General features: G+C 68.1%; 23 protein-coding genes. 6 read left to right on the forward strand and 17 right to left on the reverse strand.

Features of this window, described 5'->3' with window-relative positions; all coding sequences use genetic code 11:
• Window positions 1-16: 16 nt before the first annotated feature.
• The 8 genes from ACV22V_RS25060 to ACV22V_RS25095 form a co-directional block, all read right to left on the reverse strand.
• Entirely contained in the window at window positions 17-901 is an 885-nt protein-coding gene (locus ACV22V_RS25060; RefSeq protein WP_059524114.1) for a MurR/RpiR family transcriptional regulator, read from the reverse strand.
• 284 nt (window positions 902-1,185) lie between these two features.
• A complete protein-coding gene (locus ACV22V_RS25065; protein ID WP_448015803.1) occupies window positions 1,186-2,358 on the reverse strand; it encodes a Gfo/Idh/MocA family protein in 1,173 nt (390 codons plus the stop codon).
• A gap of 54 nt (window positions 2,359-2,412) precedes the next feature.
• Window positions 2,413-3,339, reverse strand: coding sequence for a TIM barrel protein (locus ACV22V_RS25070; RefSeq protein WP_059690894.1), 927 nt, complete (start codon window positions 3,337-3,339; stop codon window positions 2,413-2,415).
• Between the two features lie 94 nt (window positions 3,340-3,433).
• The gene (locus ACV22V_RS25075) at window positions 3,434-4,447 is read right to left on the reverse strand and encodes a Gfo/Idh/MocA family protein (RefSeq protein ID WP_448015804.1); all 1,014 of its coding nucleotides are present in this window, start codon (window positions 4,445-4,447) and stop codon (window positions 3,434-3,436) included.
• 73 nt (window positions 4,448-4,520) lie between these two features.
• Window positions 4,521-5,435 (reverse strand): sugar phosphate isomerase/epimerase family protein, encoded by a 915-nt coding sequence (locus ACV22V_RS25080; RefSeq protein ID WP_448015805.1) that lies wholly within the window; start codon window positions 5,433-5,435, stop codon window positions 4,521-4,523.
• A 37-nt stretch (window positions 5,436-5,472) separates the two neighbouring features.
• Window positions 5,473-6,498 (reverse strand): ABC transporter permease, encoded by a 1,026-nt coding sequence (locus tag ACV22V_RS25085; protein WP_040143986.1) that lies wholly within the window; start codon window positions 6,496-6,498, stop codon window positions 5,473-5,475.
• Window positions 6,499-6,525: 27 nt separating this feature from the next.
• Window positions 6,526-8,100 (reverse strand): sugar ABC transporter ATP-binding protein, encoded by a 1,575-nt coding sequence (locus ACV22V_RS25090; protein WP_059697793.1) that lies wholly within the window; start codon window positions 8,098-8,100, stop codon window positions 6,526-6,528.
• 68 nt (window positions 8,101-8,168) lie between these two features.
• On the reverse strand, window positions 8,169-9,095 hold the full coding sequence (locus tag ACV22V_RS25095; RefSeq protein WP_059690890.1) for a sugar ABC transporter substrate-binding protein: 927 nt from the start codon (window positions 9,093-9,095) through the stop codon (window positions 8,169-8,171).
• Window positions 9,096-9,403: 308 nt separating this feature from the next.
• Here ACV22V_RS25095 and ACV22V_RS25100 point away from each other — a divergent pair, with 308 nt between their 5' ends.
• From ACV22V_RS25100 to ACV22V_RS25120, 5 genes are all read left to right on the forward strand, one after another.
• Entirely contained in the window at window positions 9,404-11,362 is a 1,959-nt protein-coding gene (locus ACV22V_RS25100; protein ID WP_059524098.1) for a bifunctional 5-dehydro-2-deoxygluconokinase/5-dehydro-2-deoxyphosphogluconate aldolase, read from the forward strand.
• Between the two features lie 46 nt (window positions 11,363-11,408).
• Complete coding sequence (gene iolD / locus ACV22V_RS25105; protein WP_448015806.1) at window positions 11,409-13,292, forward strand: 3D-(3,5/4)-trihydroxycyclohexane-1,2-dione acylhydrolase (decyclizing); 1,884 nt, start codon at window positions 11,409-11,411, stop codon at window positions 13,290-13,292.
• A gap of 61 nt (window positions 13,293-13,353) precedes the next feature.
• Entirely contained in the window at window positions 13,354-14,283 is a 930-nt protein-coding gene (gene iolE, locus ACV22V_RS25110; RefSeq protein WP_059467705.1) for a myo-inosose-2 dehydratase, read from the forward strand.
• Window positions 14,284-14,325: 42 nt separating this feature from the next.
• Complete coding sequence (gene iolB, locus ACV22V_RS25115) at window positions 14,326-15,144, forward strand: 5-deoxy-glucuronate isomerase (RefSeq protein WP_448015807.1); 819 nt, start codon at window positions 14,326-14,328, stop codon at window positions 15,142-15,144.
• Between the two features lie 92 nt (window positions 15,145-15,236).
• Window positions 15,237-15,731, forward strand: coding sequence for a heme-degrading domain-containing protein (locus tag ACV22V_RS25120; protein WP_448015808.1), 495 nt, complete (start codon window positions 15,237-15,239; stop codon window positions 15,729-15,731).
• Window positions 15,732-15,753: 22 nt separating this feature from the next.
• Here ACV22V_RS25120 and ACV22V_RS25125 read toward each other — a convergent pair whose 3' ends face one another.
• The 8 genes from ACV22V_RS25125 to ACV22V_RS25160 all read right to left on the reverse strand — a co-directional run bounded on the left by ACV22V_RS25125 (window position 15,754) and on the right by ACV22V_RS25160 (window position 22,770).
• Window positions 15,754-16,500 (reverse strand): glucose 1-dehydrogenase, encoded by a 747-nt coding sequence (locus ACV22V_RS25125; RefSeq protein WP_059524088.1) that lies wholly within the window; start codon window positions 16,498-16,500, stop codon window positions 15,754-15,756.
• Between the two features lie 164 nt (window positions 16,501-16,664).
• Window positions 16,665-17,369 (reverse strand): ABC transporter ATP-binding protein, encoded by a 705-nt coding sequence (locus tag ACV22V_RS25130; RefSeq protein WP_448015809.1) that lies wholly within the window; start codon window positions 17,367-17,369, stop codon window positions 16,665-16,667.
• Entirely contained in the window at window positions 17,366-18,115 is a 750-nt protein-coding gene (locus ACV22V_RS25135) for an ABC transporter ATP-binding protein (RefSeq protein ID WP_448015810.1), read from the reverse strand. Before ACV22V_RS25135 ends, ACV22V_RS25130 begins: the two co-directional genes overlap by 4 nt.
• The gene (locus ACV22V_RS25140) at window positions 18,105-19,337 is read right to left on the reverse strand and encodes a branched-chain amino acid ABC transporter permease (protein WP_448015811.1); all 1,233 of its coding nucleotides are present in this window, start codon (window positions 19,335-19,337) and stop codon (window positions 18,105-18,107) included. The genes ACV22V_RS25135 and ACV22V_RS25140 overlap by 11 nt, the downstream gene beginning before the upstream one ends.
• Window positions 19,330-20,265 (reverse strand): branched-chain amino acid ABC transporter permease, encoded by a 936-nt coding sequence (locus ACV22V_RS25145; RefSeq protein WP_448015824.1) that lies wholly within the window; start codon window positions 20,263-20,265, stop codon window positions 19,330-19,332. Before ACV22V_RS25145 ends, ACV22V_RS25140 begins: the two co-directional genes overlap by 8 nt.
• Before the next feature lie 13 nt (window positions 20,266-20,278).
• Window positions 20,279-20,716 carry an acyl-CoA thioesterase gene (locus tag ACV22V_RS25150; protein WP_059606502.1) on the reverse strand — a complete coding sequence of 146 codons (438 nt, stop codon included), beginning with the start codon at window positions 20,714-20,716 and terminating at the stop codon, window positions 20,279-20,281.
• Window positions 20,717-20,855: 139 nt separating this feature from the next.
• Window positions 20,856-21,392, reverse strand: coding sequence for an NUDIX domain-containing protein (locus tag ACV22V_RS25155; RefSeq protein WP_059524079.1), 537 nt, complete (start codon window positions 21,390-21,392; stop codon window positions 20,856-20,858).
• Between the two features lie 121 nt (window positions 21,393-21,513).
• Complete coding sequence (locus tag ACV22V_RS25160; RefSeq protein ID WP_448015812.1) at window positions 21,514-22,770, reverse strand: YbfB/YjiJ family MFS transporter; 1,257 nt, start codon at window positions 22,768-22,770, stop codon at window positions 21,514-21,516.
• 124 nt (window positions 22,771-22,894) lie between these two features.
• Between ACV22V_RS25160 and ACV22V_RS25165 the strand changes: the two genes are divergently transcribed.
• Complete coding sequence (locus ACV22V_RS25165) at window positions 22,895-23,809, forward strand: LysR family transcriptional regulator (RefSeq protein WP_175916860.1); 915 nt, start codon at window positions 22,895-22,897, stop codon at window positions 23,807-23,809.
• 187 nt (window positions 23,810-23,996) lie between these two features.
• On the opposite strand, the gene ACV22V_RS25170 is transcribed toward ACV22V_RS25165, so the two are convergent.
• Window positions 23,997-25,643, reverse strand: a complete 1,647-nt coding sequence (locus ACV22V_RS25170; protein ID WP_448015813.1) for a DUF6396 domain-containing protein — start codon at window positions 25,641-25,643, stop codon at window positions 23,997-23,999.
• Window positions 25,644-25,645: the final 2 nt, after the last annotated feature.

Consider the following 25,645-nt stretch of genomic DNA (forward strand, 5'->3'; position numbering starts at 1 on the left):
ATGCGCAAGGCCGGCGTCAGCCGGCCTTCGTGTCGTGGCCGCCGTCGGCGGTCGGCAGGTACGACAGCTCGAGCCGATAGGCGAGCGCCACGAACAGGCTCTGCGCGAGGCCCATCGTCGCGGTCAGCGCACGGAACCCGAACGTCGCGCTGTCCTGCACCATCAGCGTCACCTCGGCCTCCCGCGCCAGCGGGCTCATCCGGCTGTCGGTGATCGCGATCAGGCGCGCGCCGCGCTGCACGGCCTGTTGCGCGACCTGCACCGTCTCGTCCGCATACGGCATGAACGAGATCACGATCATCACGTCGCCCTCGCGCACCGACCGGATCTGCCCGAGATGCATGCTGCCGAGCGCGCTGAACAGGCCGATGCGCTTGTCGGTGTGCTGCAGCGCGTAGTCGAGATAGACGGCGATCGGAAACGCGCGGCGCGAGCCGGCGATCCAGATCGCCTGCGTGTCGGCGAGCAGGTCGACGGCCTGCGCGAGCGCCTGCGGGTCGAGCGTCTGCCGCAACTGCTGCATCCCGGCAATGCTGCCCTTGATGAATTCGTCGGCAATCTGCTCGGGTTGCAGGCTCGACGAGCCCGATTCGATCACGTCGCGCAATCGCAGGTTGTACGCGCGGCCCGGCGCGATCTGCTGGGCCAGGCCCTCGCGGAACAATCGCTGCATCTCGGAGAAGCCGGAAAAGCCGAAATGCTTCGCGAACCGCACGACGGCCGACGGCTGGACCCCGCACGCCTCCGCGAGCGACTGGATGCCTTCCAGGCCAAGCTGGTCCCGATGCGTTTCCACGTGACGCGCGATCACCTTCAGGCGATTGCTGAGGCCGTCGTACTCCTGCGTCAGATGCTGCAGGAACTGCTCGACGGTGGCGGGAGGTTTCTCGGATGAACTCATCGGATAGCGCGAAGTTGACGGCCCCGATGCGCGCGCGATACCGACGCACGCCGCCCGGGACTCACCTGTACACATGCATGAAGGGCGAATTTAATCACGTTTGCGGCACGGACCGCGCCGCACGCTCGCTCCCACGCGCTCGATCATCACCTGCACACGCTCCACGGCGGTAATGGAAACGATTTTCCAACGCGCTCGCCGTGCCGTAAAGATTAGGGCGTCTACCGACGCGGACGCCGACACCCGCCGCCGCTGGCCGATGACGCGCATCGGCCGTCCATGGCTCAACGATAGTCGACCCACACGCCGCCCGCATCGGCGGACCGCACGCAGTTCTCGACCCAGCGCACGCCTTCGACGCCCGCGTGGACGTCCGGAAAGCGGATTTGCTTCAATGCCTGCGCGTCGCCGCGGTCGGCCGCATCCATCGCGAGCGCGAAGCGCGCATACAGGTTCGACCACGCTTCGAACAGCCCTTCCGGATGCCCGGCGCCGATGCGGTCCTCGCGCAAGGCGTGCGGATGCAGATAGCCCATTCCGCGATCGAGCACCTGCGCGGGTTGCCCCTGGATTTCGTAGCGCAACTGGTTCGGATGCTCGTCCCACCATTCGACGCTCGCCCTCGAGCCGATCACGCGCACCTTCTGCCCGTGCATCGAGCCCGCGTTCACCGCGCTCGACCAGACGTAGCCGATCGCGCCCGTGTCGTATTCCATGATCGTGAACGCGTTGTCCTCGAGCGGCGCGCGACTCTTCACGAAGCTTTGCCGCGAGCACATCAGACGGCGGATCTTCAGCTCGGGCGCCATCACTTCCGAGATGTACAGCGGATGCGTGCCGATGTCGCCGAGCACGTAGCTCGGGCCCGCGAATTTCGGGTCGACGCGCCAGCGGGCGGCCGCGCTCGCGGCCTCGACGCCCTCGCTGTGGAAGCCGTGCGCGAACTGCATCTGCACGATGCGGATCTCACCCAGATCGCCGCGCGCGATCATCTCGCGCGCCTGCTCGATCATCTGGTGACCTGAATAACCGTACGCGACGCCGACGATGCGGTTCTTCTCGACCGACAGCCGCTGCAGCGTCTCGGCCTCCTCGGTCGTGAAGCACAGCGGTTTCTCGCACACGACGTGCAGCCCCGCGTTCAGCGCCGCGCGGCAAATTTCGAAGTGCGTATTGTTCGGTGTCGCGATGGACACCGCGCGAATGCCGTCGGCGCGCTTCGCCTCGGCCTCGAACATCGTCCGGTAGTCGGAATAGCAGCGCTCGGCGTCGACGCCGAGCTTCACGCCGAACTGCCGGCCGCGCTCGGCATCGATGTCGAATGTGCCTGCGACCAGCCTGAAACTGCCGTCGCGCAACGCGGCCGACCGGTGGCTGTAGCCGATCTGGCTGCCGAGCCCGCCGCCGACCATGCCCCAGGGAATCGAATGTCCGAGCAGAATCTGTCCGTCGATCATGATTGTCGTGTTCCTGTCCGTGTTCAGTGTTCAGAATGTCGGGCCGACGGCCGATTACGCGAATCCGGCCGACGCGAGGAACGCGCGGCTCGCCGCGACGTCGCGCAGGCTCGTGCCGGCATTGCGCGGATCGCGCTCCTGTTCGATCGTGATGTAGCCCGCATAGCCGATGTCGTCGAGCGCGCGACGGATCGCGCGGTAGTCGAGCACGCCGTTGCCGATCGGGCACATCACGCCGCGCGCACACGCCGCGAAGAATGCGATGTGTTCGCCCATCACCGCGTGGTACACGGCCGCGTCGATATCCTTGAAATGCACGTAGTCGAGCCGCGCCGCGTGACGGCGCAGCCACGTCTCGGGATCCATCCCCGAGTAGTACAGGTGCCCGGTGTCGAGACAGAGGCCCGCCGTATCGGCGGCGATGTCGGCGACGATACGGTCGATCTCGTCCGCGAACTCGATGTAGCCGCCCGCATGCGGATGAATCACCGCGCGCACGCCGAATTCGTCGCGCGCGATCGTCGCGATCTCGCGAATGTGGTCGACCATGCGCGCCCAGCGTTCGTCGGACAGGCGCGGCGCACGATCGGCATGGCCGGCCGCGTAGTCGCGTTCGTCGTGCCCCCAGTCCATCACGACCAGGTACGGTGCCGCATGGCGCTGACCCGGCTGCGTCGGCAGCTTCGGCAAGCGCGAGATCAGCGCGCAAATCTCGCGCGTCTGGCGCAGCAGGTTCGGCAGGTTCTCCGGCGACACCAGGTCGTCGAAGATCGTGCCGGCGGTGATACTCAAGCGCTGCCGTTCGAGCTCGGCGCTCACCACGTCGAGCTCGAGCGGGATGTAGCCGTACGGGCCGAGCTCGATGCCCGAATAGCCGGCCTCCGCAGCCTCGGCGAGCACGCGCCGCCACGGCGGCAGGTGCGGGTTCTTCACATCGTCGACGCCCCAGCAGCAGGGCGCGCAGCCAATCTTCATCGTCATGTCGGTCGGTTCATCAGGAAAGCGGCGCGCGGCCGCGAGCGTGGCCGCATGAACACGCGGCCCGGTATCAGCTTGTTCAGCCGGTTCAGCCGGTTCAGCCGCGATAAAACGCCGGACGTTCGGCCATCGCGATCGGCTCGACCGCCCCGCTCTGCTGCGCGCGCACACACGCATCGGCCGCGACCGCCGCCGCATAGCCGTCCCATGCGGACGGGCCGGTCAGCGCCCTCTGCCGCACGCCGTCGATGAACGCCTGAAGCTCGACGTCGTACGACGCGATGAAGCGCTCTTTCCAGTCGGTCATGATCTCGACCGACTGCCGCGCCGCATGCTTGAGCCCGACCGCGGGCGGATCGGGCAGCTTCGCGATGCCGTTCTCGCCGACCACCTCGCACTGGATGTCATAGCCGTACTGGCAGTTGACGAAGATCTCGACGTCGATGCGCACGCCGCTCGCGGTTTCGAGCAGCACGATTTGCGGATCGGCGAGATGCGCGCTCGCATGACGCGTCTTCTTCGGGTAGACGACCTGCGCGCTCGTGTAGTCCTCGCCGAGCAGCCAGCGCAGTACGTCGAGTTCGTGGATCAGCGTGTCGGTGATCGCCATGTCAGTCGTATAGCGCTCGCCGACCGACTGGTTGCGGTGCGCGCAATGCAGCATCAGCGGCGCGCCGATCTCGCCGCCGTCGATCACGCGCTTCAGCGCGCGATAGCCTTCGTCGTACGGCCGCATGAAGCCGACCTGCACGAGCCGCTTGCCGTGCGCGACCTCGGCCTCGACGATGCGCATGCAGCCGTCGGCCGTCACCGCGAGCGGCTTCTCGCAGAACACCGGCTTGCCGTGCGCGATCGCGTCGAGCACGAACGCTTCGTGCGTCGGCCCCCACGACGTGACGAGCACGGCCTGCACGTCGGCGGCCGCGACCACCTCGTGACCGTCGCCGTGGATTTCCGCGTCGAGCCCGTACTTCGTCACCGCGTCGCGCGCCTGCTGCGGATCGATGTCGTTGACGGCCACCACGCGCGCGCCGGACAGCGTGCGTGTGAGCCTGCGGATATGGTCCTGGCCGATCGCGCCGCAGCCGATCACGCCGATTTGCAAGGTCATCCGGATATCTCCAGTCTGTCGTTCATCAACGGCACGGCCCGTGCCGCGCCGGTCAGCAATGGTTCCAGGCGGGTCAGCGCGCGGTCGCCCGATCGAAATGGCGCTCGACGTAGCGCTGGATCGTGTCGCGCATGTAGCGCGACGATGCTTCGGCGCGGTCCTCCCACGCGAACACGCACGACGACATCACGCCGTCGAAGCCGACGCTGCCGAGTGCGCGGAAAAACACGTCCCAGTCGATCTCGCCCTGCCCGATGTCGAGATGCTGGTGCACGCGGATCTGGTTCGAGCCCGGCGGGTTCACGATGTAGCGTAGCTGGCTGCTCTTGCGGTGATCGAAGGTGTCGGCCACGCGCACGTGCGCGAGGATCGGCGCGGCGGCCGCGATCATCGCCGCCATGTCGTCGCCGTAGTAGAACGTGTGCGGCGCGATGTACGACAGTTTCAGCGACGGCGAGCCGATGTTCGTGACGACGTCGATCGCCGGCTGCAGCTGCTCGATCCAGTCCTCCGGATGCGGCTCGACCGACAGCACGATGCGTTCGCGCTCGAGGATCGGCAGCAGCTCGTCCATCGAACGGAACCACGCGGCTTCGCACAGCTCCTTCGGGTTCGCGCCCGGCCGTTCGCCGACCGAGCGCTCCGGCGACGCGCCGCGCCCGAATTCGGACACCATCAGCGGGCATTCCATCTCGAGCGCGACCTCGATCGCCTTCTTCCAGCAGCGCACGGCCCACTGCCGCTCGTCGTCGAACGGGCTGGCCCAGCGATACATCGGCTGCAGCGACGCGAGGCCCACGCCGCTTGCGCGCAACGCGTGCCGGAACGCGGCCATGCGCTCGCGCGTCGCGCGCGGCATCACCCACCAGTCGAGAAAGTCGCTGCGCGGCGACAGCTCGATCTGGTCGTAGCCGAGATCGGCGACGGCATGCGGCAGCCGGTCGAGCGGCAGGTGGCGAATCATGTAGGGATCCAGAGCGATCTTCATCTTCTTCCCGGAAGGTTGAACATTCGGACGTGGCGAATCAGCGCCGCGACTTCTTGTTGCGATACTGGTCGGCGATCACGGCCGCGACGATGATCGCGCCCTTGACCATTTCCTGGTAATACGCGTCGATCCGGATGAACGTGAAGCCCGACGTCATCACGCCGAGGATCAGCACGCCGATCACGGTGCCCGTCACGCGCCCGAGACCGCCCGACAGCGACGTGCCGCCGATCACGACGGCCGCGATCGCGTCGAGCTCGTACATCACGCCCATGCCCGACTGGCCGGAGATCGCACGCGCGGCCGTCACGGTGCCCGCGATTCCGCTCAGCAAGCCCGCGATCGCATAGACGAACACCAGGTGGCGCGTCACGTTGATGCCCGACACGACGGCCGCGTGGCGGTTCGCGCCGATCGCGTACGTGTACTTGCCGAAGCGCGTGTAGCGCAGCACGACGTGGAAGATCGCCGCCACCACGACGAAGATGATCACCGGGTTCGCGCCCGCGCCAATCGCCGCGAACTGGTCGGTCAGCATCGACACCGGCATCCCGTTGGTGAACCATTTCGCGAAGCCGCGCGCGGCAACCATCGTGCCGAGCGTCGCGATGAACGGCGGGATCCCCGTCAGCGCGATCAGCGAGCCGTTCAGGAGGCCGACCAGCAGGCCGACGCACACGCCGGCCAGCACCGGCCAGATGACCGGCAGGTCGGTCAGGTGCGGGAACACCGCGCGCGGAAAATCGGATACCTGTGCGAGGCTGGCCGACACGACGGCCGCCGCCGCGACGACCGACCCCGACGACAGGTCGATCCCGCTGGTGATGATCACGAGGTTCACGCCGACCGCGATGATGCCGATCACGGCCATCTGCAACACGATGATCTCGAGCCGCTCCGCGTTGAACAGGAAGCTCTGGCCGACGACGAGCCAGCCGATCACCTCGAAGAACAGGCTGATGCCCACCAGCACGAGGAAGATGCTCAGTTCGGGCGGCCACTTCGCGTGCCGCGTCTTGATCGTCATGGACTGTGCGTCCGCGACCGGATTCAGGTTGCCCATTTCAGTTGTCTCCATGCTTGTTGCGGCTCAGCGCGAGGCCAGGTCCATGATGCGGACCTGGTCGGCGTCCTTGCGCTCGACGATGCCGGTCATCCGGCCTTCGTGCATCACCATCACGCGGTCGCTCATGCCGAGCACTTCCGGCATTTCCGACGAGATCATCAGAACCGCGACGCCCTTGGCGGCGAGCGCGCTGACGAGCCGGTGGATCTCGGCCTTCGCGCCGACGTCGATCCCGCGCGTCGGCTCGTCGAGGATCAGGATGCGCGGTTGCGTCAGCAACCATCTGCCGATCAGCACCTTCTGCTGGTTGCCGCCCGACAGGTTCTGGATTTCCTCGTGCAGCCCCGGCGTCTTCACGCGCAGCATCCGGCTCATTTCCTCGCAATCGCGCTTCAACTGCGCCTGCCGCACGAAATTGAACTTCACGTAGCGGTTGCTGAGCACCGCCGCTTCCATGTTCGCGAGCAGGTCGAGATTCAGGAAGCAGCCGGTGTCCTTGCGGTCCTCGGTGAGGAACGCCATCCCGTGCTTCATCGCCTGCGCGGGCGTGGAAATTCGCACCGGCTTGCCGTCGATCCGGATCTCGCCCGAGGTCGCCGGCACGACGCCGAACAGCGCCTCCGCGACGTTCGAGCGCCCCGAGCCGACGAGGCCCGCGACGCCGAGGATCTCGCCTGCGCGCAGCTCGAAGCTGACGTCGCGGAACACGCCGTCGACGCCGAGGTTCTTCACGGCCAGCACGACGTCGCCGATCGGCACCTCCTCCTTCGGGAACATCTGCGTGATCTCGCGGCCGACCATCATCCGGATGATGTCGTCGCGCGTGACGTCGGTCGACGCATGCGTGCCGATGTACTTGCCGTCGCGGAACACCGAGAACTCGTCGGCGATCTCGAACAGCTCGTTCATCTTGTGCGTGATGTAGACGATGCCCTTGCCCTGCTCGCGCAGCTGGCGAATGATCCGGAACAGGTGCGTGACCTCCTTGTCGGTCAGCGCGGAGGTCGGCTCGTCCATGATCAGCACGTCCGAGTCGAACGACACCGCCTTCGCGATCTCGACCATCTGGCGGCTCGCGACCGTCAGCGTGCGCACGTCGGCTTCGGGATCGATGTCGATCGACAGCCGCTCGAACAGCGCGGCGGTGCGGCGGCGCAGCTCGGCGTGATCGATCAGGCCGAAGCGGTTCTTCGGTTCGCGGCGGATCCAGATGTTCTCCGCGACCGTCATGTACGGCATCAGGTTGAGTTCCTGATGGATCATCGCGATCCCGCGATCGAGCGCGTCGAGCGGACCGCTCAGCACGACCGGCTCGCCGTTGATCAGGATCTCGCCCTGGTCGGGCGTGTAGACGCCGGCGATGATCTTCATCAGCGTCGACTTGCCGGCGCCGTTCTCGCCCATCAGCGCATGCACGGTGCCGCGGCGCACGCGGAACTGCACGCCGTCGAGCGCGACGACGCCGGGAAACGACTTGCCGACGCCGCGCACCTCGAGCAGGCAATCGTCGACGGGCGCACCGGACGAACCCGACGCGGCGAACGAGGCGGCCGGCGCGCTTTCGCTGGCCATCGAGCGCGCCATCCTGGCTGTAAACATGGACGTTCCTCGAAAGTCACACGCGAACCCGGACGCGCCGGGCTCGCGCAGTTCAGCGGAAAAACCGGTCAGTGCTTCGCGTACTGGTTCATGTTCTCCGGCGTGACCAGCTCGAACGGCACGTTCACGTAGCGGTCGACCGGCTGCTTCTTCGCGAGCTTCAGCGCGGTCGCGACGGCCTGCGCCCCCTGCCCGGCCGCGTTCTGGTACACGGACACCTTCAGGTCGCCGCTCTTCATCGCCGCGAGCCCGTCCGGCGTCGCGTCGATGCCCGCGACGACCGTCTTCGGCGTCAGCTTGCGCGCGGCCTTCAGCGCGTTGATCGCGCCGATCGCCATTTCGTCGTTGTTCGACACGATCGCGTCGAACTTCGTCCCGGAGCTCAGCCAGTTCATCGTGATGTCCTGGCCCTGCGTGCGGCTCCACTTGCCTTCGCGCTTGTCGACGATCTTCATGCCGGAACAGTCCTTGGTCGCGATCACGTCCTCGATGTCCTTGGTGCGCGCGCGCGCCGACTCGTTGGACAGCTCGCCCATCAGCACGAGGATGTCACCCTTGCCGCCGAGCAGCTTGCACACCTGGCGCGCCTGCAGCGTGCCCGACTGCTTCTCGTCGGATGCGACCACCGCGACGCCGGCCGGCAGCTTGTCGAAATCGACCGGCTTGCGGTTCACGTAGACGAGCGGAATCTTCGCGGCGGTCACCATCTTCGTGATCTTCGGCGTCGCGTCGGTGTCGACCGCATTCACGATGATCGCGTCGACCTTCTGCGCGATCATGTTCTGGACCTGGCTCAACTGCTTGCCGACGTCGTTGCCGCCGTCCTCGATCTGTACGGTCGCGCCGTCCTTCTTCGCCGCGTCGCCGATGCTGTTGCGCAGGATCGTCAGGAACGTGTCGTCGAACGATGCCATCGTCACGCCGATCTTCTCGGCATGCGCGAGCGGCATGGCCAGGATCGCGGCGGCCGCGGCGGCCATCAGCTTGGTCTTCATGATCACTCTGTCTCCTCATCTCCGGGGGGCGGAAAACGGCGCGTTGCGCGCCGCCGGGCCGAGTCCGATAACGGACTGAAGCATCCGGATGAAACTGTAGATCACTTCGTCGAAAATTTGGAAATTTATTTCTACGTGATTTCACCTAGGGAACTGGATTTCCAAAAAGTCTAGACTCCGTTCCGTAGCCCGAGTCGTTGCGGCACGCGCATTCGCGTCGCGTCGCGACATGCGACGAAGATCCGTCGCTGGATCGGTCCCCAATCCGCCGGCAAGGTCGAACGCCGGCCGCGAGCGTGATACGTGATATGAGCCCGTTGAACTTTCCGACTGACCGCCCCATCGATCTCGCCTGCCTCGGCCGCGTCGCCGTGGACCTTTACGCGCAACAGTACGGCAGCCGCCTGGAAGACGCGCGCAGCTTCCAGATGTATCTCGGCGGCTCGTCGGGCAACGTTGCGTTCGGCGTCGCCCGGCTCGGGCTGAAGACCGCGATGATCTCGCGCGTCGGCGACGAGCAGATGGGCCGCTTCGTGCGCGAGACGCTCGAGCGCGAAGGCTGCGACACGAGCCAGCTGCAGACGGATCCGGAACGGCTGACCGCGCTGGTGCTGCTCGGTCTGAAGGATCGCGACACGTTCCCGCTGCTGTTCGTTCGCGAGAACTGCGCGGACATGGCCGTGCGCGCCGACGCAATCCGCGAGGACTTCATCGCCGGTTGCCGCGCGCTCGCGATCACCGGCACCCATCTGTCGACGCCGGGCACGCGCGAAGCATCGCTGACCGCGCTCGGCTACGCGCGCCGCCACGGCGTCGTGCGCATTCTCGACATCGACTACCGGCCGGTGCTGTGGGGGCTGACCGCGCGCGGCGCGGGCGAGAACCGCTACGTGCCGGACGCGCAGGTCACGCGCCAGTTGCAGCAGGTGCTCGGCGAGTTCGACCTGCTGGTCGGCACCGAGGAGGAATTCCTGATCGCGGGCGGCGTGCCGCACGACCTGATCGCATCGCTGCAGGCCGTGCGTCGCGCAAGCGGCGCGGCGCTGGTGGTCAAGCGCGGTGCGCTCGGCTGCTGCGTGATCGAGGGCGACATCCCCGCGCGCATCGAGGATGCGCCGACCTTCCACGGCGAACGCGTCGACGTGCTGAACGTGCTCGGCGCGGGCGACGCGTTCCTGTCCGGCCTGCTGTCCGGGCTGCTGCGCGGGCGCGACTGGGCCGAATCGACACGCATCGCGAACGCGTGCGGCGCGATCGTCGTGTCGCGCCACGCGTGTTCCGCCGCGATGCCGACGCCGGCCGAACTCGCGCACTGGTTCGGTGGCAGCCGCAATCCGCGGGTGGACGCCGATCGCACGCTCGCGCACCTGCACCGTGTGACGGTGCCGCGCCGCGAATGGGACGACCTGTGCGTGATGGCGTTCGACCATCGCAGCCAGTTCTACGAACTCGCGGTGCAGGCCGGCGCGGACGAGACGCGGATCAAGACGCTGAAGCGCCTGCTCGTGCGCGCGGCCGAACAGGTCGAGCGCGATCGCCATATCGAAGGCCATGTCGGCGTGCTGATCGACGGCGGCGCGTACGGCAGCGACGCGCTCGCGTCGGCCACCGGCCGCGGCTGGTGGGTCGGCCGCCCGGTGGAACTGCCCGGCTCGCGGCCGCTGTGTTTCGACGACACGCGCTCGGTCGGCTCGTCGCTCACGCACTGGCCGACCGAGCAGGTCGTGAAGTGCCTCGTCCACTACCACCCCGACGACGACGTCGACCTGCGCGTCGCGCAGGAGCAGCGCGTGCTGGAGCTGTGGGAAGCCACGCGCGCGAGCGGCAACGAGCTGCTGCTGGAAATCATTCCGCCGCGCGCGGTCACGCCGGCCGGCACCGAGGACGACGCGGTGCTGCGCACGGTCGCGCGCTTCTACAACCTCGGCGTGATGCCCGAGTGGTGGAAGCTCGCGCCGATGAGCGCCGACGGCTGGGCGCGGCTCGAAACGCTCGTTGCCGAGCGCGATCCGTACTGCCGCGGCGCGGTGATCCTCGGGCTGAACCAGCCGTTGCAGTATCTCGTCGACAGTTTCCGCTCGGCGACCAACCCGATCGTCAAGGGCTTCATGGTCGGCCGTACGCTGTGGGCCGACGCGTCGCTGCACTGGCTCGCCGGCCGGATCGACGACCAGGCGCTGATCGACGAAGTGGCCGGCAATTTCGCGCAGCTGGTCGACGCCTGGCTCGGCCGCCGTGCCGCCGCGCGCGCCGCGGCGGCAGCCTGATGCAGATGTCCGTGATGACCACCCGACTCCCCCTGATCGACAGACGATGACCACCACCGTGAGACTGACCGTCAGCCAGGCGCTCGTGCGCTACCTGGCCGCCCTGCGCGCCGAAGTCGTCCAGCCGGACGGCCGCACCGAAATCCTGCCGTACTGCGGCGGCGTGTTCGCGATTTTCGGGCACGGCAACGTGGCCGGGCTCGGCGAGGCGCTGCACGCCGAAAAGGACCGGCTGCCGACGTTCCGCGCGCACAACGAGCAAGGCATGGCGAATGCGGCCGTCGCGTTCGCGAAAGCGAATTTCCGCCAGCGGATGATGGCCGCGACGTCGAGCATCGGCCCCGGCGCGACCAACATGCTGACCTCCGCCGCGCTCGCGCACGTCAGCCGGCTGCCGCTGTTGCTGCTGCCCGGCGACGTGTTCGTGTCGCGGTTGCCCGACCCGGTGCTGCAGCAGGTCGAGGATTTCGAACAGGGCGACGTCAGCGCGAATGACTGCTTCCGGCCGGTGACGCGCTACTTCGACCGGATCACGTCGCCGGAGCAGCTGCTCGTCGCGCTGCCGCGCGCGATCCAGGTGATGACCGACCCCGCGCAGTGCGGGCCCGTGTGCCTCGCGCTGCCGCAGGACGTGCAGACCTTCGCGTACGACTGGCCGGAAGATTTCTTCGCGCCGCCGGTGATCCGGATGCGCCGGCCACCCGCCGACGCGCTCGAACTCGCGGACGCGCTGGACGTGCTGAAGGCCGCGAAGAAGCCGCTGATCGTCGCCGGCGGCGGCGTGCTGTACAGCCAGGCATGGGACGCGTTGCGCACGTTCGCCGACACGCACGGCGTGCCGGTCGCCGAATCGCAGGCCGGCAAGGGCAGCCTCGCGTGGAACCACCCGCTGAACCTCGGCTCGATCGGCGTGACGGGCTCGCCCGCCGCGAACCGCGCGGCCGCGCAGGCCGACGTGGTGTTCGCGGTCGGCACGCGTCTGCAGGACTTCACGACCGGCTCGCACGCGCTGTTCGGCAGCGCGACGCTGCTGAGCCTGAACGTGCAACCGTTCGACGCGGGCAAGAAACGCGGCCGGCAATTGATCGCCGACGCGCGCACCGGCCTCGGCCAGCTGTCGGCCGCGCTCGCGGGCTGGCAGGCGGATGCGGCGTGGACCGCCGCGAACCGCGACCAGGCCGCCGCGTGGAACGCGCGCGTGACCGAGCTGACCACGCGCGTGCCGAAGGACACGCTGCCGTACGACGCGGAAGTGATCGGCGCGGTGCGCGACTCCGCGGCCGACGCGGGACGCGACAGCGCGCGCGACGATCTCGTCGTGTGCGCGGCCGGCACGCTGCCGGCCGAGCTGCACAAGCTGTGGCGCAGCGGCGTGCCGGGCAACTATCACATGGACTACGCGTACTCGTGCATGGGCTACGAGGTCGCGGGCGGCCTCGGCGCGAAGCTCGCGCGGCCCGAGCGCGAAGTGATCGTGATCGTCGGCGACGGCTCGTACATGATGCTCAACGCTGAACTCGCGACGTCCGTGATGCTCGGCCGCAAGATCATCGTCGTGATCCTCGACAACCGCGGCTACGGCTGCATCGAGCGGCTGCAACTGAACTGCGGCGGTGCGAGCTTCAACAACATGCTCGACGACTGCGTGCCCGAAGGCGGCGAACGCTCGACGATCGACTTCGCGATGCATGCGCGCGCGATGGGCGCCGAAGCCGTGCACGTGCGCGACGTCGGCGAACTGCGCAGCGAAATGAAGCGTGCGCGCGCGGCGAAGACGAGCCAGGTCATCGTGATCGACACGACGCACGAGCGCACGACCACGGACGGCGGCGCATGGTGGGAAGTCGCGGTGCCGCAGGTGTCCGCGCGCGCCGGCGTCGGCGATGCGCATCGCGCGTATCTCGACGCGAAGACCCGACAGCGGCGCTGACACGCTTTCCGTTTCAATCCTCCGCCCCGCGACGACAACAATCGAACCAAGGAAGCAAGTCATGAGCTGGAACGTTCGCATCGGTATCAATCCCCTGTCCTGGATGAACGACGACCTGCCGTCGCTCGGCGGCGAGACGCCGCTCGAGACGGCGCTGAAGGAAGGCGCCGAAATCGGCTATGCGGGCTTCGAGCTCGGCAACAAGTTTCCGAAAACGGGCCCCGAGCTGAAGGCGAAGCTCGCCGAATTCGGGCTCGTATGCGTGTCGGGCTGGTATTCGGGCTTCCTCGCGGAAGTCGAACCCGGCATGAGCGATGCCGATGCGCTCGCCGCCGAAATCGAGCGCTGCCGCGCGCACATGACGAAGCTGCAGTTCAACGACGTGAAGGTCGTGGTGTACGGCGAATGCGCGGGCACGATCCAGGGCAGCATCGACACGCCGGTCGCGAAGCGGCCGCGTTTCGTCGACGACGAAGCCTGGCGACGCTACGCGGCACGCCTCGACGCATTCGGCGCGCACCTGCTCGAGACCTACGGGATCAAGCTCGCCTACCATCACCACATGGGCGCATACGTCGAATCGCCCGCCGACGTCGACCGGCTGATGGCGCTGACCGATCCGGCGAAGGTGTTCCTGCTGTTCGACACGGGCCACGCGTATTTCGGCGGCGCGGCCGATCCGGTCGCACTGCTGAAGAAACACGTGTCGCGCGTCGTGCACGTGCACTGCAAGGACGTGCGGCCGCAGGTCGTCACGCAGGCGCGCAACGGCGGCTGGAGCTTCCTGAACGGCGTGATCAACGGCACCTTCACGGTGCCGGGCGACGGCGCGCTCGATTACGAAGCGACGCTGCGCACGCTGAAGGACGCCGGCTACGAAGGCTGGCTCGTGGTCGAAGCCGAGCAGGACCCGGCCGTCGCGCCGAGCTATCAGTATGCGAAGAAGGGCTACGAATCGCTGCGCGCGATCGTCGACCGGTTGAGCGCTTAAGCCCCGTCACCCCGCTGTCACCCCATTGTGGAGCCCCGTTCCATGACGATTTCTCCCCTGCTGGTCAAGGCATCCGCCGACCGCGAAATCTGCAACGTGACACCCGAGTCGGCCGGCTGGAAACACGTCGGCTTTCGCGCGCTGCGCCTGAAGACCGGCGACACCGAAACGCTCGATACCGGCGCGCGCGAACTGTGCGTCGTCGTGCTCACGGGCACGCTGCGCGCGCAAGTCGACGGCGAAACCTACGATGCGCTCGGCAAGCGCGACAGCGTGTTCGAGGAAGTGTCGCCGGACGCGCTGTACGTGCCGGGCGGCAAGACCGTCACGCTGGTCGCGACGCGCGATGCGGAAGTCGCGCTGTGCACCGCGCCTTACGCGAGCGGCGACAAGCGCGTGCAGCGCCTCGACGGCGAACGGATGCGGCGCGCGGTGCGCGGGCAAGGCACCAACACGCGCTACGTGTGCGACATCCTGATGGGCGACAACCCGGCCGCCGATCGCCTGCTCGTCGTTGAAGTGATCACGCCCGCGAGCCACTCGAGCAGCTATCCGCCGCACAAGCACGATCGCGACGCGGCGCCGGACGAAACGTCGCTCGAGGAAACCTATTACCACCGGATCGATCCGCCGCAGGGTTTCGCGTTTCAGCGCGTATACACGGACGATCGCAGCCTCGACGAGACGTGCGCGGTCGAGAACCGCGACGTGGTGATGGTGCCGCGCGGCTATCACCCGGTGGTCGCGCCGCATGGCTACAACCTGTATTACCTGAACGTGATGGCCGGGCCGAGCCGCGCGTGGGCATTCAAGAACGACCCCGCGCACGAATGGATGCTCGACGCGGCGCCCAGGCGCTGACGCGTTGATGCGCTGAACGATCGACGGCTCGCGCGCGACACGCAGGACGAGAACGCGTGCCCGAGCCGGATTTGCGACGACACGGAGCTGCCATGGCGACCCCCTTCCCCCGCTTCGCACCCGCGCCCTTCGGCGACACCGCGTCGACTCCGACGCTGTCGCACTTCGATGCCGACGTCGCGCGCCGGCTCGGCGACATCGCCGTCAATCTCGCCGCGCGCCGCGGGCTGCCGATCGCGGTCGGCATCGTCGGCGAAGCCGCGCCGCTGTTCTACTGCGCGCTCGACGGCAGCCGCGCGAACGACAGCGACGCGATCCGCCGACGACAGAACACGGTGTTCCGTTTCGGCGTCAGTTCGCTCGAGGTCGGCGCGCGCTTTCGCCGCGCCGGCTGGTCGTTGCAGTCGCAGGGATTGTCGGAGGTCGACTATGCGCTCGACGGCGGCGGCGTGCCGTTGCGGCTTGCCGGCGGCGGCATCGTCGGCGCGATGACGATCGTGGGGCTCGACGACGCATGCGATCACGCACTCGTCGTCGAAAGCCTGCGCTGGCATGTCGGCGCGAACGCGCTCGCGATGAGCGCGTAGCCGCGCGCGCCGACTCGCGCGGTCAGTGCAGCCCGCCGCTCGCGACGAGGCGCTCGCCGGTCAGCCAGCGGGAGTCGTCCGATGCGAGGAACACGGCGACCGACGCGATGTCGTCCGGCTCGCCGAGGCGGCCGAGCGGCGTTTCGCTGAGCACCTGCTTCTCGAGATCCGAACCGATGATGCCCGCGCTGTGCGTGCCTTCGGTCACGATCATGCCCGGGTTGATCGCGTTCACGCGGATCTTGCGCGGGCCCAGCTCGAGTGCGAGCACGCCGGTGATCGCGTCGACGGCGCCCTTCGTGCCGCTGTATACGGCGCTCGCGGGCGGCGTGATGCTCGTCACCACCGAGCTGATGTTGATGATGCTCGCGCCTTCGCCGAGATGCTTGACGGCGGCCTGCGTGGTCAGCAGCACGCCGAACACGTTCGTGTCGAATTGCCGGCGGTAGTGCTCTTCGGTGATCGCCTCGATCGGCGCGAATTCGTACACGCCGGAATTGTTGACCAGCACGTCGAGACGGCCATAGGTCTCGATCGCGGTGTCGACGATGCGCTGGGCGTCCGCTGCCTTCGACACGTCGCCGCCGACCGCGACCGCGCGGCCGCCCGCCTCGACGATCGCGCTCACGACCGCGTCGGCACCGGCCTTGCTGCTCGCGTAGTTGACCACGACCGCCGCGCCTTCGGCGGCCAGCGCCTTCGCGATCGCGGCGCCGATCCCCTTGGAGCCGCCCGTGACGATCGCTACCTTGCTTGCCAGCTTGCTCATGATTTCATTCCTCAGTCGGAAGACTTTCGATGGATGGGTGCCGATCGCGCCAGTCGCGGCGCACACCGGCCTTGCTGGCAATATTGGCGGCTCGCGCGACGGCGATAAAGCGGCTCGACGCGAATTGACTGGCGGAGTTATCCGAACAATCGGCGGACGGACGGTCAGCCGGCACTCAACCATGCACTGACGACGTCGGCGCCGAGCCCGTCCAGCGGGCCGTCGTAGACGATCCGACCGCGCCCCATCACCGCGACGCGCCGCGCGAGCCGCGGCGCGAGCTGCAGCCGCTGCTCGATCAGCAGGATCGCGACGCCGTCGGCCTGCAGCGCGGCGAGACACGCGCCGACCTCGTCGACCGCGAGCGGCGCGAGCCCTTCGGCCGGTTCGTCGACGATCAGTACGCGCGGGCGGCCGGCGAGCGCGCGCACCAGCGCGAGCACCTGCTGTTCGCCGCCCGACAGCCGTCCGGCCTTCACGTCCGCCCGCGCGGCCAGCAGCGGAAAGCGCGCGAGCAACCCCTCGAGCGCCGCGCGTTCGGCCGCGCCGTGCACGCCGCGCAGCCCGAGCCGCAGGTTGTCGCGCACGCTCAGCAGCGGAAACACGTCGCGGCTTTCAGCCACGTAAGCGACCCCGCGCCGCGCGATCTCGAACGTGCGCGCGCCCGCGCATTCGGCGCCGGCAATGCGCACCGAGCCCGCTGTGCGTACGAGCCCCATCACGGCCTTCGCGAGCGTCGAGCGGCCCGAGCCGTTGCGGCCGAGCAGCGCGAGCGTCTCGCCCGGCGCGAGCGCGAGATCGACGCCGTCGAGCACGGGCTGCATTCCGTACCACGCGCGCAGGCCGCGAATGTCGAGCAGCACGCTCATGCGCCCTCGCCAAGATAGGCCGCACGCACGGCCGGGGCCGCGCGGATCGCGTCGGGTGCGCCGGTCGCGACCACCGCGCCGCGCACGAGCACCGTGATGCGCTCGGCGAAGCCGAACACCGCATCCATGTCGTGCTCGATCATCAGCACCGTGCGGCCCTGCGTCGTCGCGCGGATCAGCGCGATCATCCGCGCCGCCTGATCGCGGTTCATGCCGGCCGTCGGTTCGTCGAGCAGCAGCGTGCGCGCGCCGCTCGCAAGCGCGATGCCGAGATCGAGCGCGCGCTGTTCCGCGTAGCCGAGTTCGCCGGCCGGCGTGTCGCGCCGCGCATCGAGACCGATGTCGCTCAGCACGCGCGCGGCCGCGCGATCGACCGACGCGGATTCGCGCAGCCGGTTCCACCAGCGCCGCCGCTCGGCCGGCGCATGCAGCGCCGCGCAGCGCAGGTTGTCGAACACGCTCAATCGTGCGAACGCGCTCGTCTGCTGGAAACTGCGGCCGATGCCGAGCCGGCTCGCCACGACCGGCCCGCGCCCGCGCAGCTCGACGCCGTGCAGCATGACGCGCCCGCGCGTCGGCCGCGTCGCGCCGGCGATCACGCCGAACAGCGTCGACTTGCCCGCGCCGTTCGGCCCGATCAGCGCGTGACGCTCGCCGACCGGGACGTTCAGCTCGATGCCGTCGAGCACGGTCTGCGCACCGAAGCGCTGCACGATCCCGTGCAGCGCGATCGCGTTACCGTTCATCGCCCGTCCTCCCGCTTGCCGTGCCCTGGTTCCGGAACCGTGCGCGCCAGCCCCACAGCAACGTGCCGATGCCGGCCGCCGAGCATGCGACGGCCCAGCCCGCCGGCGCGTCGGCGTCGATGCCCCACGCGCCGAACGCGATGCCCGCGCCGTCGTCCTGCGCGAAGCGCCATGCATAGCCGAGTTCGGCCGCGCAGACGATCGCGACGGCCCAGAACGCACATGCGCCGATGCCGCACAGCACGCGCCAGCGCTCGGCGGGCGGCGCGTCGCCGCGCGACGCGTGCGCAAGCGTCTGCGCGATGCCCGCGATCCCGCGCGGCGCGGCGACGACGACCGCCACGAACAGCACGCCGAGATACAGCGCCCAGGCGCGCGACACGCCCGCGACGACGATGCTCAGCGCGGTCAGCACCACCGCGCCGGCCGCCGGCCCGAAGAACGTGCCGGTGCCGCCGATCACCGCGGCGATGAGCACGGTCGCCGAACGCGCCATCGACACGCTGTCGGGCGTCGCGATCTCGACGTCGATCAGCGTCAGCGTGCCGGCAATGCCCGCGAAGAACGACGCGCAGGTCACCATTGCGAGCCGCACGCGACGCGGCTCGGTGCCGAGCGCGGCAACGCGCGCGGGGTTGTCGCGCACCGCGTTCGCGAGCCGCGCGAGCGGCGTGCGCGTCAACGCATGCATCGCCACTGCGGAGACGATGCACCACGCGGCGATCACGGCATAGGCCTGCGTTTCCGCGCCGAAATGCCAGCCGCCCAACGGCGTGCCGCTCGCGCGATCGATCGGTACGCCGCCGAGGCCGCCGAACCACGCGTGCACGCTCCACGCCGCGGCCGCGACGCACTCGCCGAGACCGAGCGTGATCATCGCGAACACGGTGCCCGCGCGGCGTGTCGCGAGCAGGCCGGCGACGAACCCGAAGCCCGCGCCGGCCACCCCGCCGACGAGCGGCAACAGCGGCAGCGGGCCACCGACATGATTGAACCAATGCGCGGCGGCGAATGCGCCAAGGCCCGCGAACGCGGCATGACCGAACGACAGCAGCCCCGTCGTGCCGAGCTGCAGGTTGTACGACAGCGCGAGCACGACGAGCGCGGCCGTCTGTGCGAGATAGCCGAGCACCGCACCATGCGGCCACAGCCACGCCGGCAGGATCAGGCACGCGGCGAACGGCACCCAGCGCAGTGCGCCGGCCCGTGCGCGGCTAGCCATCGACACGCTCGCCGAACAGGCCGCGCGGACGGGCGACCAGCACCGCGACGAGCAGCAGGTACGGGACCAGCGGTGCGAGCTGCGCGATCGACACGGCGGCGACGCTGTCGGGCAGCGCGACGCCCGACCATTGCGCGAGGTCGCGCAACGACGTGTCGCTGGCCGCCGCGAAGGTCTGCGCGAAGCCGACCGCGAGCGATGCGACGAACGCGCCGCCGAGCGAGCCGAGCCCGCCGATCACGACGACCGCGAACACGACCGACCCGACGGTCTCGGCCAGCGCCGGTTCGATCACCGCGAGCGGCGCGCCGATCACGCCGGCCAGCGCCGCGAGCGCGGTGCCCGCGCCGAACAGCCACGTCATCATGCGCGGCACGTCGTAGCCGAGCGCCTCGACGGCCGCGCGGTGCGTGAGCGCGGCGCGCACGACGAGCCCGATGCGCGACGCGCGCAGCAGCACGCCGAGCGCGACCAGCATCGCCGTGGACATCGCCATCATGAAGAGCCGGTAGCGCGGCAGCGCGAGGCCGAACACGGCCACGGGCGCACCGTCGAACAGCGGCGGCACCGGGGCCGGCAGCGGCGCGAGGCCCCAAAAAAGTTTCGCGCCCTCGCCGATCAGGTATGCGAGCCCGAAGGTCAACAGCAGCTCGCTCGTGTGCCCGTGCGGCTGTACGCGGCGCAGCAGCCAGCGCTCGCAGCCGGCGCCGAGCAGCCCGACCGCGAGCGGCGCGAGCGCGAGCGCGGGCCAGAAACCCGCGCGGGCCGCGATGCTGTATCCGATGTAGGCGCCGAGCATGTAGAAGCTCGCATGCGCGAAGTTGAGCACGCCCTGCACGCTGAAGATCAGCGTGAGGCCGGCCGACAGCATGAACAGCAGCAACCCGTAGCTGAGGCCGTTGAACGCCTGGAGCGCGAACGCGTGCACCGCCACGCGCCCGTTAGCCGGCGAGCGGTTCGAGCGCCGCGCGCAGCGCGTCGGGCAGCGGCACCGGGCGGCGCGTGCCGCGATCGACGTACACATGCACGAAATGTCCCTGCGCGGCCGGCGCCGCCTCCCCTGCCGCGAACAGCCCGATCTCGTAGCGCACGCTCGACGTGCCGAGCTTCGCGACGCGCAGCCCCGCATCGACCGACTGCGGAAACACGAGCGGCGCGAAATAGTTGCACTGCGTCTCGACCACGAGCCCGATCGTCTGCCCGTGCTCGACGTCGAGCACACCCGCGCGGATCAGGTATTCGTTCACGACGGTGTCGAAGTAGCTGTAGTACACGACGTTGTTCACGTGTCCGTAGACGTCGTTATCCATCCAGCGGGTCGTGATCGGCAGGAAGTGGCGATAAGCGTCGCGGGAACGCGGCTGCGGCTTGTCGGACATGGCGATGGCGGTCAGGAGGAAGAAGACGAAGCGGACGGCGCGCGGTGGCCGTGCGAGACGGCGCGCCGGCGAACGGCGGATTGCCGCGTCGCGACCGTGCGCGGCGCGGCCGGTGACGTGCCGGAAGCGGCGCGGCCCGTCACTGCCCCGCTCGATCGACGAATTCGAAATCGAGGCCGCGCGCGCGCATCCAGTCGGCCAGCGCGTAGCCTGTGCCGGCGCGCCACGGGCGCAGCAACGGCGGCTCGACGAGCCGGTATTCGAGCAGCTCCGGCGACAGCGCGACGGTGCCCGATGCGCGCACGTGATACGCGATGATCAGCTCGTTCTTGCGGATGAATTCATACACGCCGACCAGCGTGACCTGCTCGGCCTTCAGCGCGGTTTCCTCGAACACCTCGCGCGCGATGCCGTCCTCGGGCGTCTCGCCGTTCTCGAGGAAACCGGTGATCAGCGCGAACATCCCCTCCGGCCAGGCCGCATTGCGCGCGAGCAGGATCTTGCCGTCGAGCTCGACGATCGCCGCCACCACCGGCAGCGGGTTGTTCCAATGGACGTAGCCGCACTCGTCGTCCGGGCAGGCCTGGCGGACACGCCCGCCCTCGTGTTCGGGATCGGCGCGCTCGGTCAGCGGACGCGCGCAGCGCGGGCAAAAACGGTAGTCGGCGATGGTCATCGATGAGAATCTGGCAAGCGCCGACGGCGGCCGGCAAGCCGCCTCGCACGCCTGCCCGGCGCGGGAAAGGCTTCATTCTAGCGAGTTTGCCCGCGTCGCTGACGATCCGGCCCCGATGATGTCAGGGTTGCATGCGCGGTTGCGCACGCCCGCGTGCGGCCGTCGCCGCGAAGCCGGCGGCACCGACGAGCAAGGCACCCGCCGCGACCCACAACGCCGGCGAGAACGACCCGAAGCGCGCGGTCAGTGGCGCCGCGACGAGCGGGCCGAGAATCTGCCCGACCCCGTATGACGCGGTCGCATAGCCCATCAGCCCGGCCGCGCGCTCGTCGTGCAGCCGCCGCGCCTCGCGCATCGCAAACAGCGTGATCGCGGTGAACGGCAGGCCGAGCAGCGCGCTGCCGATCGAGAAGCCAGCCGCATTCGGCCACACGATCCCCGCCGCGATTCCGAGCGCCTGCGTCGCGCAACCGGCGGCGAGCAGCAGCCGGTTGTCCCAGTGGCCGGGCAGCCGCGCGGCCGCGATCGCGCCGACGATCAGCGCCGCGCCGAATATCGGCCAGAACAGATCCGGCCACGGCGAGCCGGCCGGCAGCGCGGCGCGCGCGATCACCGGCAGGAACGTCGCGGTGATGATGTAGCCGAAGCCCGGCATCCCGTACAGGACGACGAGCCATGCGGCGTCGGCGCGATGGCGCCGTGCGTCGTGCGGTGCCGCGTCCGTCACCGCATGCCGGACGGGCGCGGCCGACGATACGGTTGCCGCCGCCGGCACCGGCGCGCTGCCGAACGTGCGCCAGATCGCGATCGACAGCACCGCAGACAACGCCGCGAAACCGAGCCAGCCGGGCGCCGCGCGATGGCCGGCCAGTGCGCTGCCGATCAGGCCCGTCAACACGATGCCGACGCCGGGCCCCGCGTAGATCACCCCGCTCCACTCGGGCGCGTGCAGCTCGGCGAGCCGCCGCAGCCCCCATTGCGATACGAACACGAACGTCCATGCGCTGACGACGCCCGCGACGAAGCGCACCACGAGCCACACGGGCAGCAGGTGACCGACGCCCATCGCGGCGGTCAGCAGCACGGTGGCACCCAGCCCGAAGCGGACCATTCGCGCCGGCGCGACGCGCACCGCCGCGCAGCTGACCGCGCCGACGAAATAGCCCGCATAGTTCGCCGACGCGAGCCAGCTGCCGGCCTTCAGGCCGATCGAGCCGTCGGCGAGCATCAGCGGCAGCAGCGGCGTGAACGCGAAGCGGCCGACGCCGAGCGCGACCGCGAGTCCGATCATGCAGGCAAGCGCGGCCGCGCGGGCGCGGCGGTCGGCGTCATCGGACAGGTGTACGCCGGCGGCGCTCGGGGCATCGGAACGGGACATGGCGGCATGGGCCGCGCGGGTTGCACGACGGCCGGAACGGGAATCGGATTGCTTGTATCGTAGCTTGACCGAATGTTCTCTAAAAATGAATAATTGAGAATCCATCCATCGCATGGAGAGAATCATGGACCTGGCGGCGCTGGCGATTTTCCGGGCCGTCGTGCGCGAGAACGGCATCACGCGCGCGGCGGCGAAGCTCAATCGCGTGCAATCGAACGTGACGACGCGCATCAAGCAGCTCGAGGAGGAACTCGGCGCGGCGCTGTTCGTGCGCGACGGCCGCCGGCTCGTGCTGACGCCGGCCGGGCACACGCTGCTGCCGTACGCGGAGCGGCTGCTCGAGCTTGCCGACGAGGCGCGCGATGCGGTGCGCGAGGACACGCCGCGCGGGCGGCTGCGGCTCGGCACGATGGAAAGCACGGCCGCGAGCCGGCTGCCGACCGTGCTCGCGCGCTATCACCATGCGTGGCCCGACGTGTCGCTGGAGCTCGTGACCGGCACGACCGGCTGGCTGATCGACAAGGTGCGCGACTTCGAGATCGACGCGGCGCTGTTCGCGCGGCCGCCCGAGCCGGACACGCTGCCCGACACGTTCGAGACGGTGCCCATCTTCCGCGAGGATCTGGTGCTGCTGACGCCGCGCGGCCATCCGCCGGTGCGCACGCCGCGCGACGTGATCCTGCCGACGCTGATCGCGTTCGAGCGCGGCTGCACGTACCGGAAGTATGTCGAGCGATGGTATGCGGCGCACGGGATGAAGCCCGCGCGCGTGCTCGAACTGGGTTCGTATCACGCGATCGTCGCGTGCGTCGCGGCCGGTGCGGGCATCGCGGTCGCGCCGCGCTCGGTGCTCGAGCTTCAGCCCGAGACCGGCAACGTCGCCGCTCATACGATCGCGGAACTCGAAGGGATCGACACGCTGCTCGCGTGGCGGCACGGTTACGCGTCGGCGGCGCTCGCCGCGTTGCGCGATGCGCTCGGCGATGCTGCGCGGGAATCGGGGGATGCTGTGAAGCCGAGCGTGGCGACGCCGGTTTGAAGCGGTCAGCATTGCCTGCCGTGCCGACTGCTCGCAACCCGCAGTTACTGCGTTTGCCTGGAACCGGGGTTCGTTGAAAGCGCCAGCGACGTCGCGGCGATGCTCAGGCTCTGCACGTTACCGTCCCACTGCAGCCGCATATTCACCCCGCGCCCGTCGTCTCATCGCCGTTGCTGCGCTCCTCTGACTACACACTGATCGTGCGGATACCTGGAATTCCGGTTTCGTCGTTCGGGTTACCCAGATACGTCCATTGGACCTCTTCCATCGCAATATCGATGAAGCGGTCACTCGGGGCAGGGAAAGGGCTTCCCTGCTCGATGAAAGCTTGTTGATCCCAGCGGTTATAGAGGTTGGCCATGGGATGAGCCTCGGCAATCCGGCCTTCCCATATGCCAGTTTCCGGGCATGACCGTTCTCCAGCACATCGCACTCGCGACGGCTGCCCGGGAATTTCCCGCATCATTCCGGCACCGACAAGATGAGCAATGAAGTCAGCTCGTTGCGGCGGCAACTGGAAAGCCTCGCCAAGGTAATGCCAGTGCACGCGATCCGACGACAACCAGTCATGAGTCGCGAGTTCGAACTGCTCCCCGGCCTCGAAACGCTCCGGATGTCCGGCACGCGCTGCCAGCCAAGCATCAGACTCAGCCGACGAACCGTACAACGCCAGCCAGTAGCCTGTTTTTGGTACACGTTGGTCGCCGGTGACGGTCAGCCCATTACCATCTTCCAATCGAGCAACGGCAGAGCCATCCGGGACAAATGCGCGGCCACCAAGCGCTGCGGTCTTTTGCGACTTGGGCGATGGTGTAACGGCCTTCGCAGCATCGAGCAACGTTTTGGGATTGCCGTCCCACTTGGGAAGAGCTGCTGGCGGCAGCGGCAAGACTTTATCAAGATTAGGGAGCCTCATACGCCCTTGATAACGCTCCAATGCGGCCTTTAGTGCGCGATACCTATCAGCGCGCGCTTTGTCAATGCTGCCCGGAAGATTTCGACCATTAGTCAGATTGAACCCGTCAAATTCAATAGACAGCTTCGTTGCACATTTTGCGCTTCCCAGCTTTACCCCTTCTTGAAGCATCGTCAGAGCGCGTCGTTTTGCGTCTGTCGTTCTTGGACGTGCATAAACAAAAGACAACTCTTCGGCGGCGTCTCCGTAACCTTGCGCAACAGCGCACTCAAGCATCTGAGTCGCGATCGGCAAATTGCCCCAAAATTCCCCATCGGAATCGTCATACGTTGCGTCGAGCTTTTCTCCGAGAAATGCCATCGCCGACGGACTACCCATGTCTGCCGCACGCTGGAAGAACGCATAGGCGGTGGTCGCATCACCGCCCTTGACCAAGCCATTCTGGTGATAGACACCCATCATGTCATAGGCGTCCGGCACACCCAGCTTCATCGCCTTTTCAATCCATTCAATCGCAATCTCAGGATCGTGCTGAGGCACGCCAGGATAGTTACTCCGAATCAGCGAGGCAACATTGAGCATGGCCTTCCAATGCCCGCGTTCAGCCGCCTGGACGTACAACTGATAGATCTTCGCGTAGTCACGCTTCTGGTAATACAGGTCGGGATCATCGAGCGCAAGCACTTGCTGAAACCACAACTCCGCCTGCGGATCGATCGGCGGCACATGCTGTGCTTGATAAGTACATGTGAAGCTCTTTCGATGCGGATCGAACAGCGGCAGTTTTTCGTAGCGCGGAAGATCTGACATGGCAGTAGTTGACTTGATGTTCGATGGAGTTGACGTCTCTGCCTGCACATTGATCGCAAACAGGCATATGGCAATCGGAACAATTCTGAGAACAGCTATTATCGACATCA

The organism is Burkholderia sp. AW33-5 (assembly GCF_053427615.1).

Excerpts from the sequence above, each read along its gene's own strand:
- ACV22V_RS25075 (WP_448015804.1), bottom strand. The coding sequence starts at position 4,447 with ATGACCTTGCAAATCGGCGTGATCGGCTGCGGCGCGATCGGCCAGGAC.
- ACV22V_RS25125 (WP_059524088.1), bottom strand. The coding sequence starts at position 16,500 with ATGAGCAAGCTGGCAAGCAAGGTAGCGATCGTCACGGGCGGCTCCAAG.
- ACV22V_RS25100 (WP_059524098.1), top strand. The coding sequence starts at position 9,404 with ATGAGCCCGTTGAACTTTCCGACTGACCGCCCCATCGATCTCGCCTGC.
- ACV22V_RS25135 (WP_448015810.1), bottom strand. The coding sequence starts at position 18,115 with ATGAACGGTAACGCGATCGCGCTGCACGGGATCGTGCAGCGCTTCGGT.
- ACV22V_RS25140 (WP_448015811.1), bottom strand. The coding sequence starts at position 19,337 with ATGGCTAGCCGCGCACGGGCCGGCGCACTGCGCTGGGTGCCGTTCGCC.
- ACV22V_RS25095 (WP_059690890.1), bottom strand. The coding sequence starts at position 9,095 with ATGAAGACCAAGCTGATGGCCGCCGCGGCCGCCGCGATCCTGGCCATG.
- iolB (WP_448015807.1), top strand. The coding sequence starts at position 14,326 with ATGACGATTTCTCCCCTGCTGGTCAAGGCATCCGCCGACCGCGAAATC.
- ACV22V_RS25120 (WP_448015808.1), top strand. The coding sequence starts at position 15,237 with ATGGCGACCCCCTTCCCCCGCTTCGCACCCGCGCCCTTCGGCGACACC.
- ACV22V_RS25130 (WP_448015809.1), bottom strand. The coding sequence starts at position 17,369 with ATGAGCGTGCTGCTCGACATTCGCGGCCTGCGCGCGTGGTACGGAATG.
- ACV22V_RS25090 (WP_059697793.1), bottom strand. The coding sequence starts at position 8,100 with ATGTTTACAGCCAGGATGGCGCGCTCGATGGCCAGCGAAAGCGCGCCG.
- ACV22V_RS25155 (WP_059524079.1), bottom strand. The coding sequence starts at position 21,392 with ATGACCATCGCCGACTACCGTTTTTGCCCGCGCTGCGCGCGTCCGCTG.
- ACV22V_RS25160 (WP_448015812.1), bottom strand. The coding sequence starts at position 22,770 with ATGTCCCGTTCCGATGCCCCGAGCGCCGCCGGCGTACACCTGTCCGAT.
- iolE (WP_059467705.1), top strand. The coding sequence starts at position 13,354 with ATGAGCTGGAACGTTCGCATCGGTATCAATCCCCTGTCCTGGATGAAC.
- ACV22V_RS25150 (WP_059606502.1), bottom strand. The coding sequence starts at position 20,716 with ATGTCCGACAAGCCGCAGCCGCGTTCCCGCGACGCTTATCGCCACTTC.
- ACV22V_RS25060 (WP_059524114.1), bottom strand. The coding sequence starts at position 901 with ATGAGTTCATCCGAGAAACCTCCCGCCACCGTCGAGCAGTTCCTGCAG.
- ACV22V_RS25065 (WP_448015803.1), bottom strand. The coding sequence starts at position 2,358 with ATGATCGACGGACAGATTCTGCTCGGACATTCGATTCCCTGGGGCATG.
- ACV22V_RS25085 (WP_040143986.1), bottom strand. The coding sequence starts at position 6,498 with ATGGGCAACCTGAATCCGGTCGCGGACGCACAGTCCATGACGATCAAG.
- ACV22V_RS25080 (WP_448015805.1), bottom strand. The coding sequence starts at position 5,435 with ATGAAGATCGCTCTGGATCCCTACATGATTCGCCACCTGCCGCTCGAC.
- iolD (WP_448015806.1), top strand. The coding sequence starts at position 11,409 with ATGACCACCACCGTGAGACTGACCGTCAGCCAGGCGCTCGTGCGCTAC.
- ACV22V_RS25170 (WP_448015813.1), bottom strand. The coding sequence starts at position 25,643 with ATGTCGATAATAGCTGTTCTCAGAATTGTTCCGATTGCCATATGCCTG.
- ACV22V_RS25165 (WP_175916860.1), top strand. The coding sequence starts at position 22,895 with ATGGACCTGGCGGCGCTGGCGATTTTCCGGGCCGTCGTGCGCGAGAAC.
- ACV22V_RS25070 (WP_059690894.1), bottom strand. The coding sequence starts at position 3,339 with ATGACGATGAAGATTGGCTGCGCGCCCTGCTGCTGGGGCGTCGACGAT.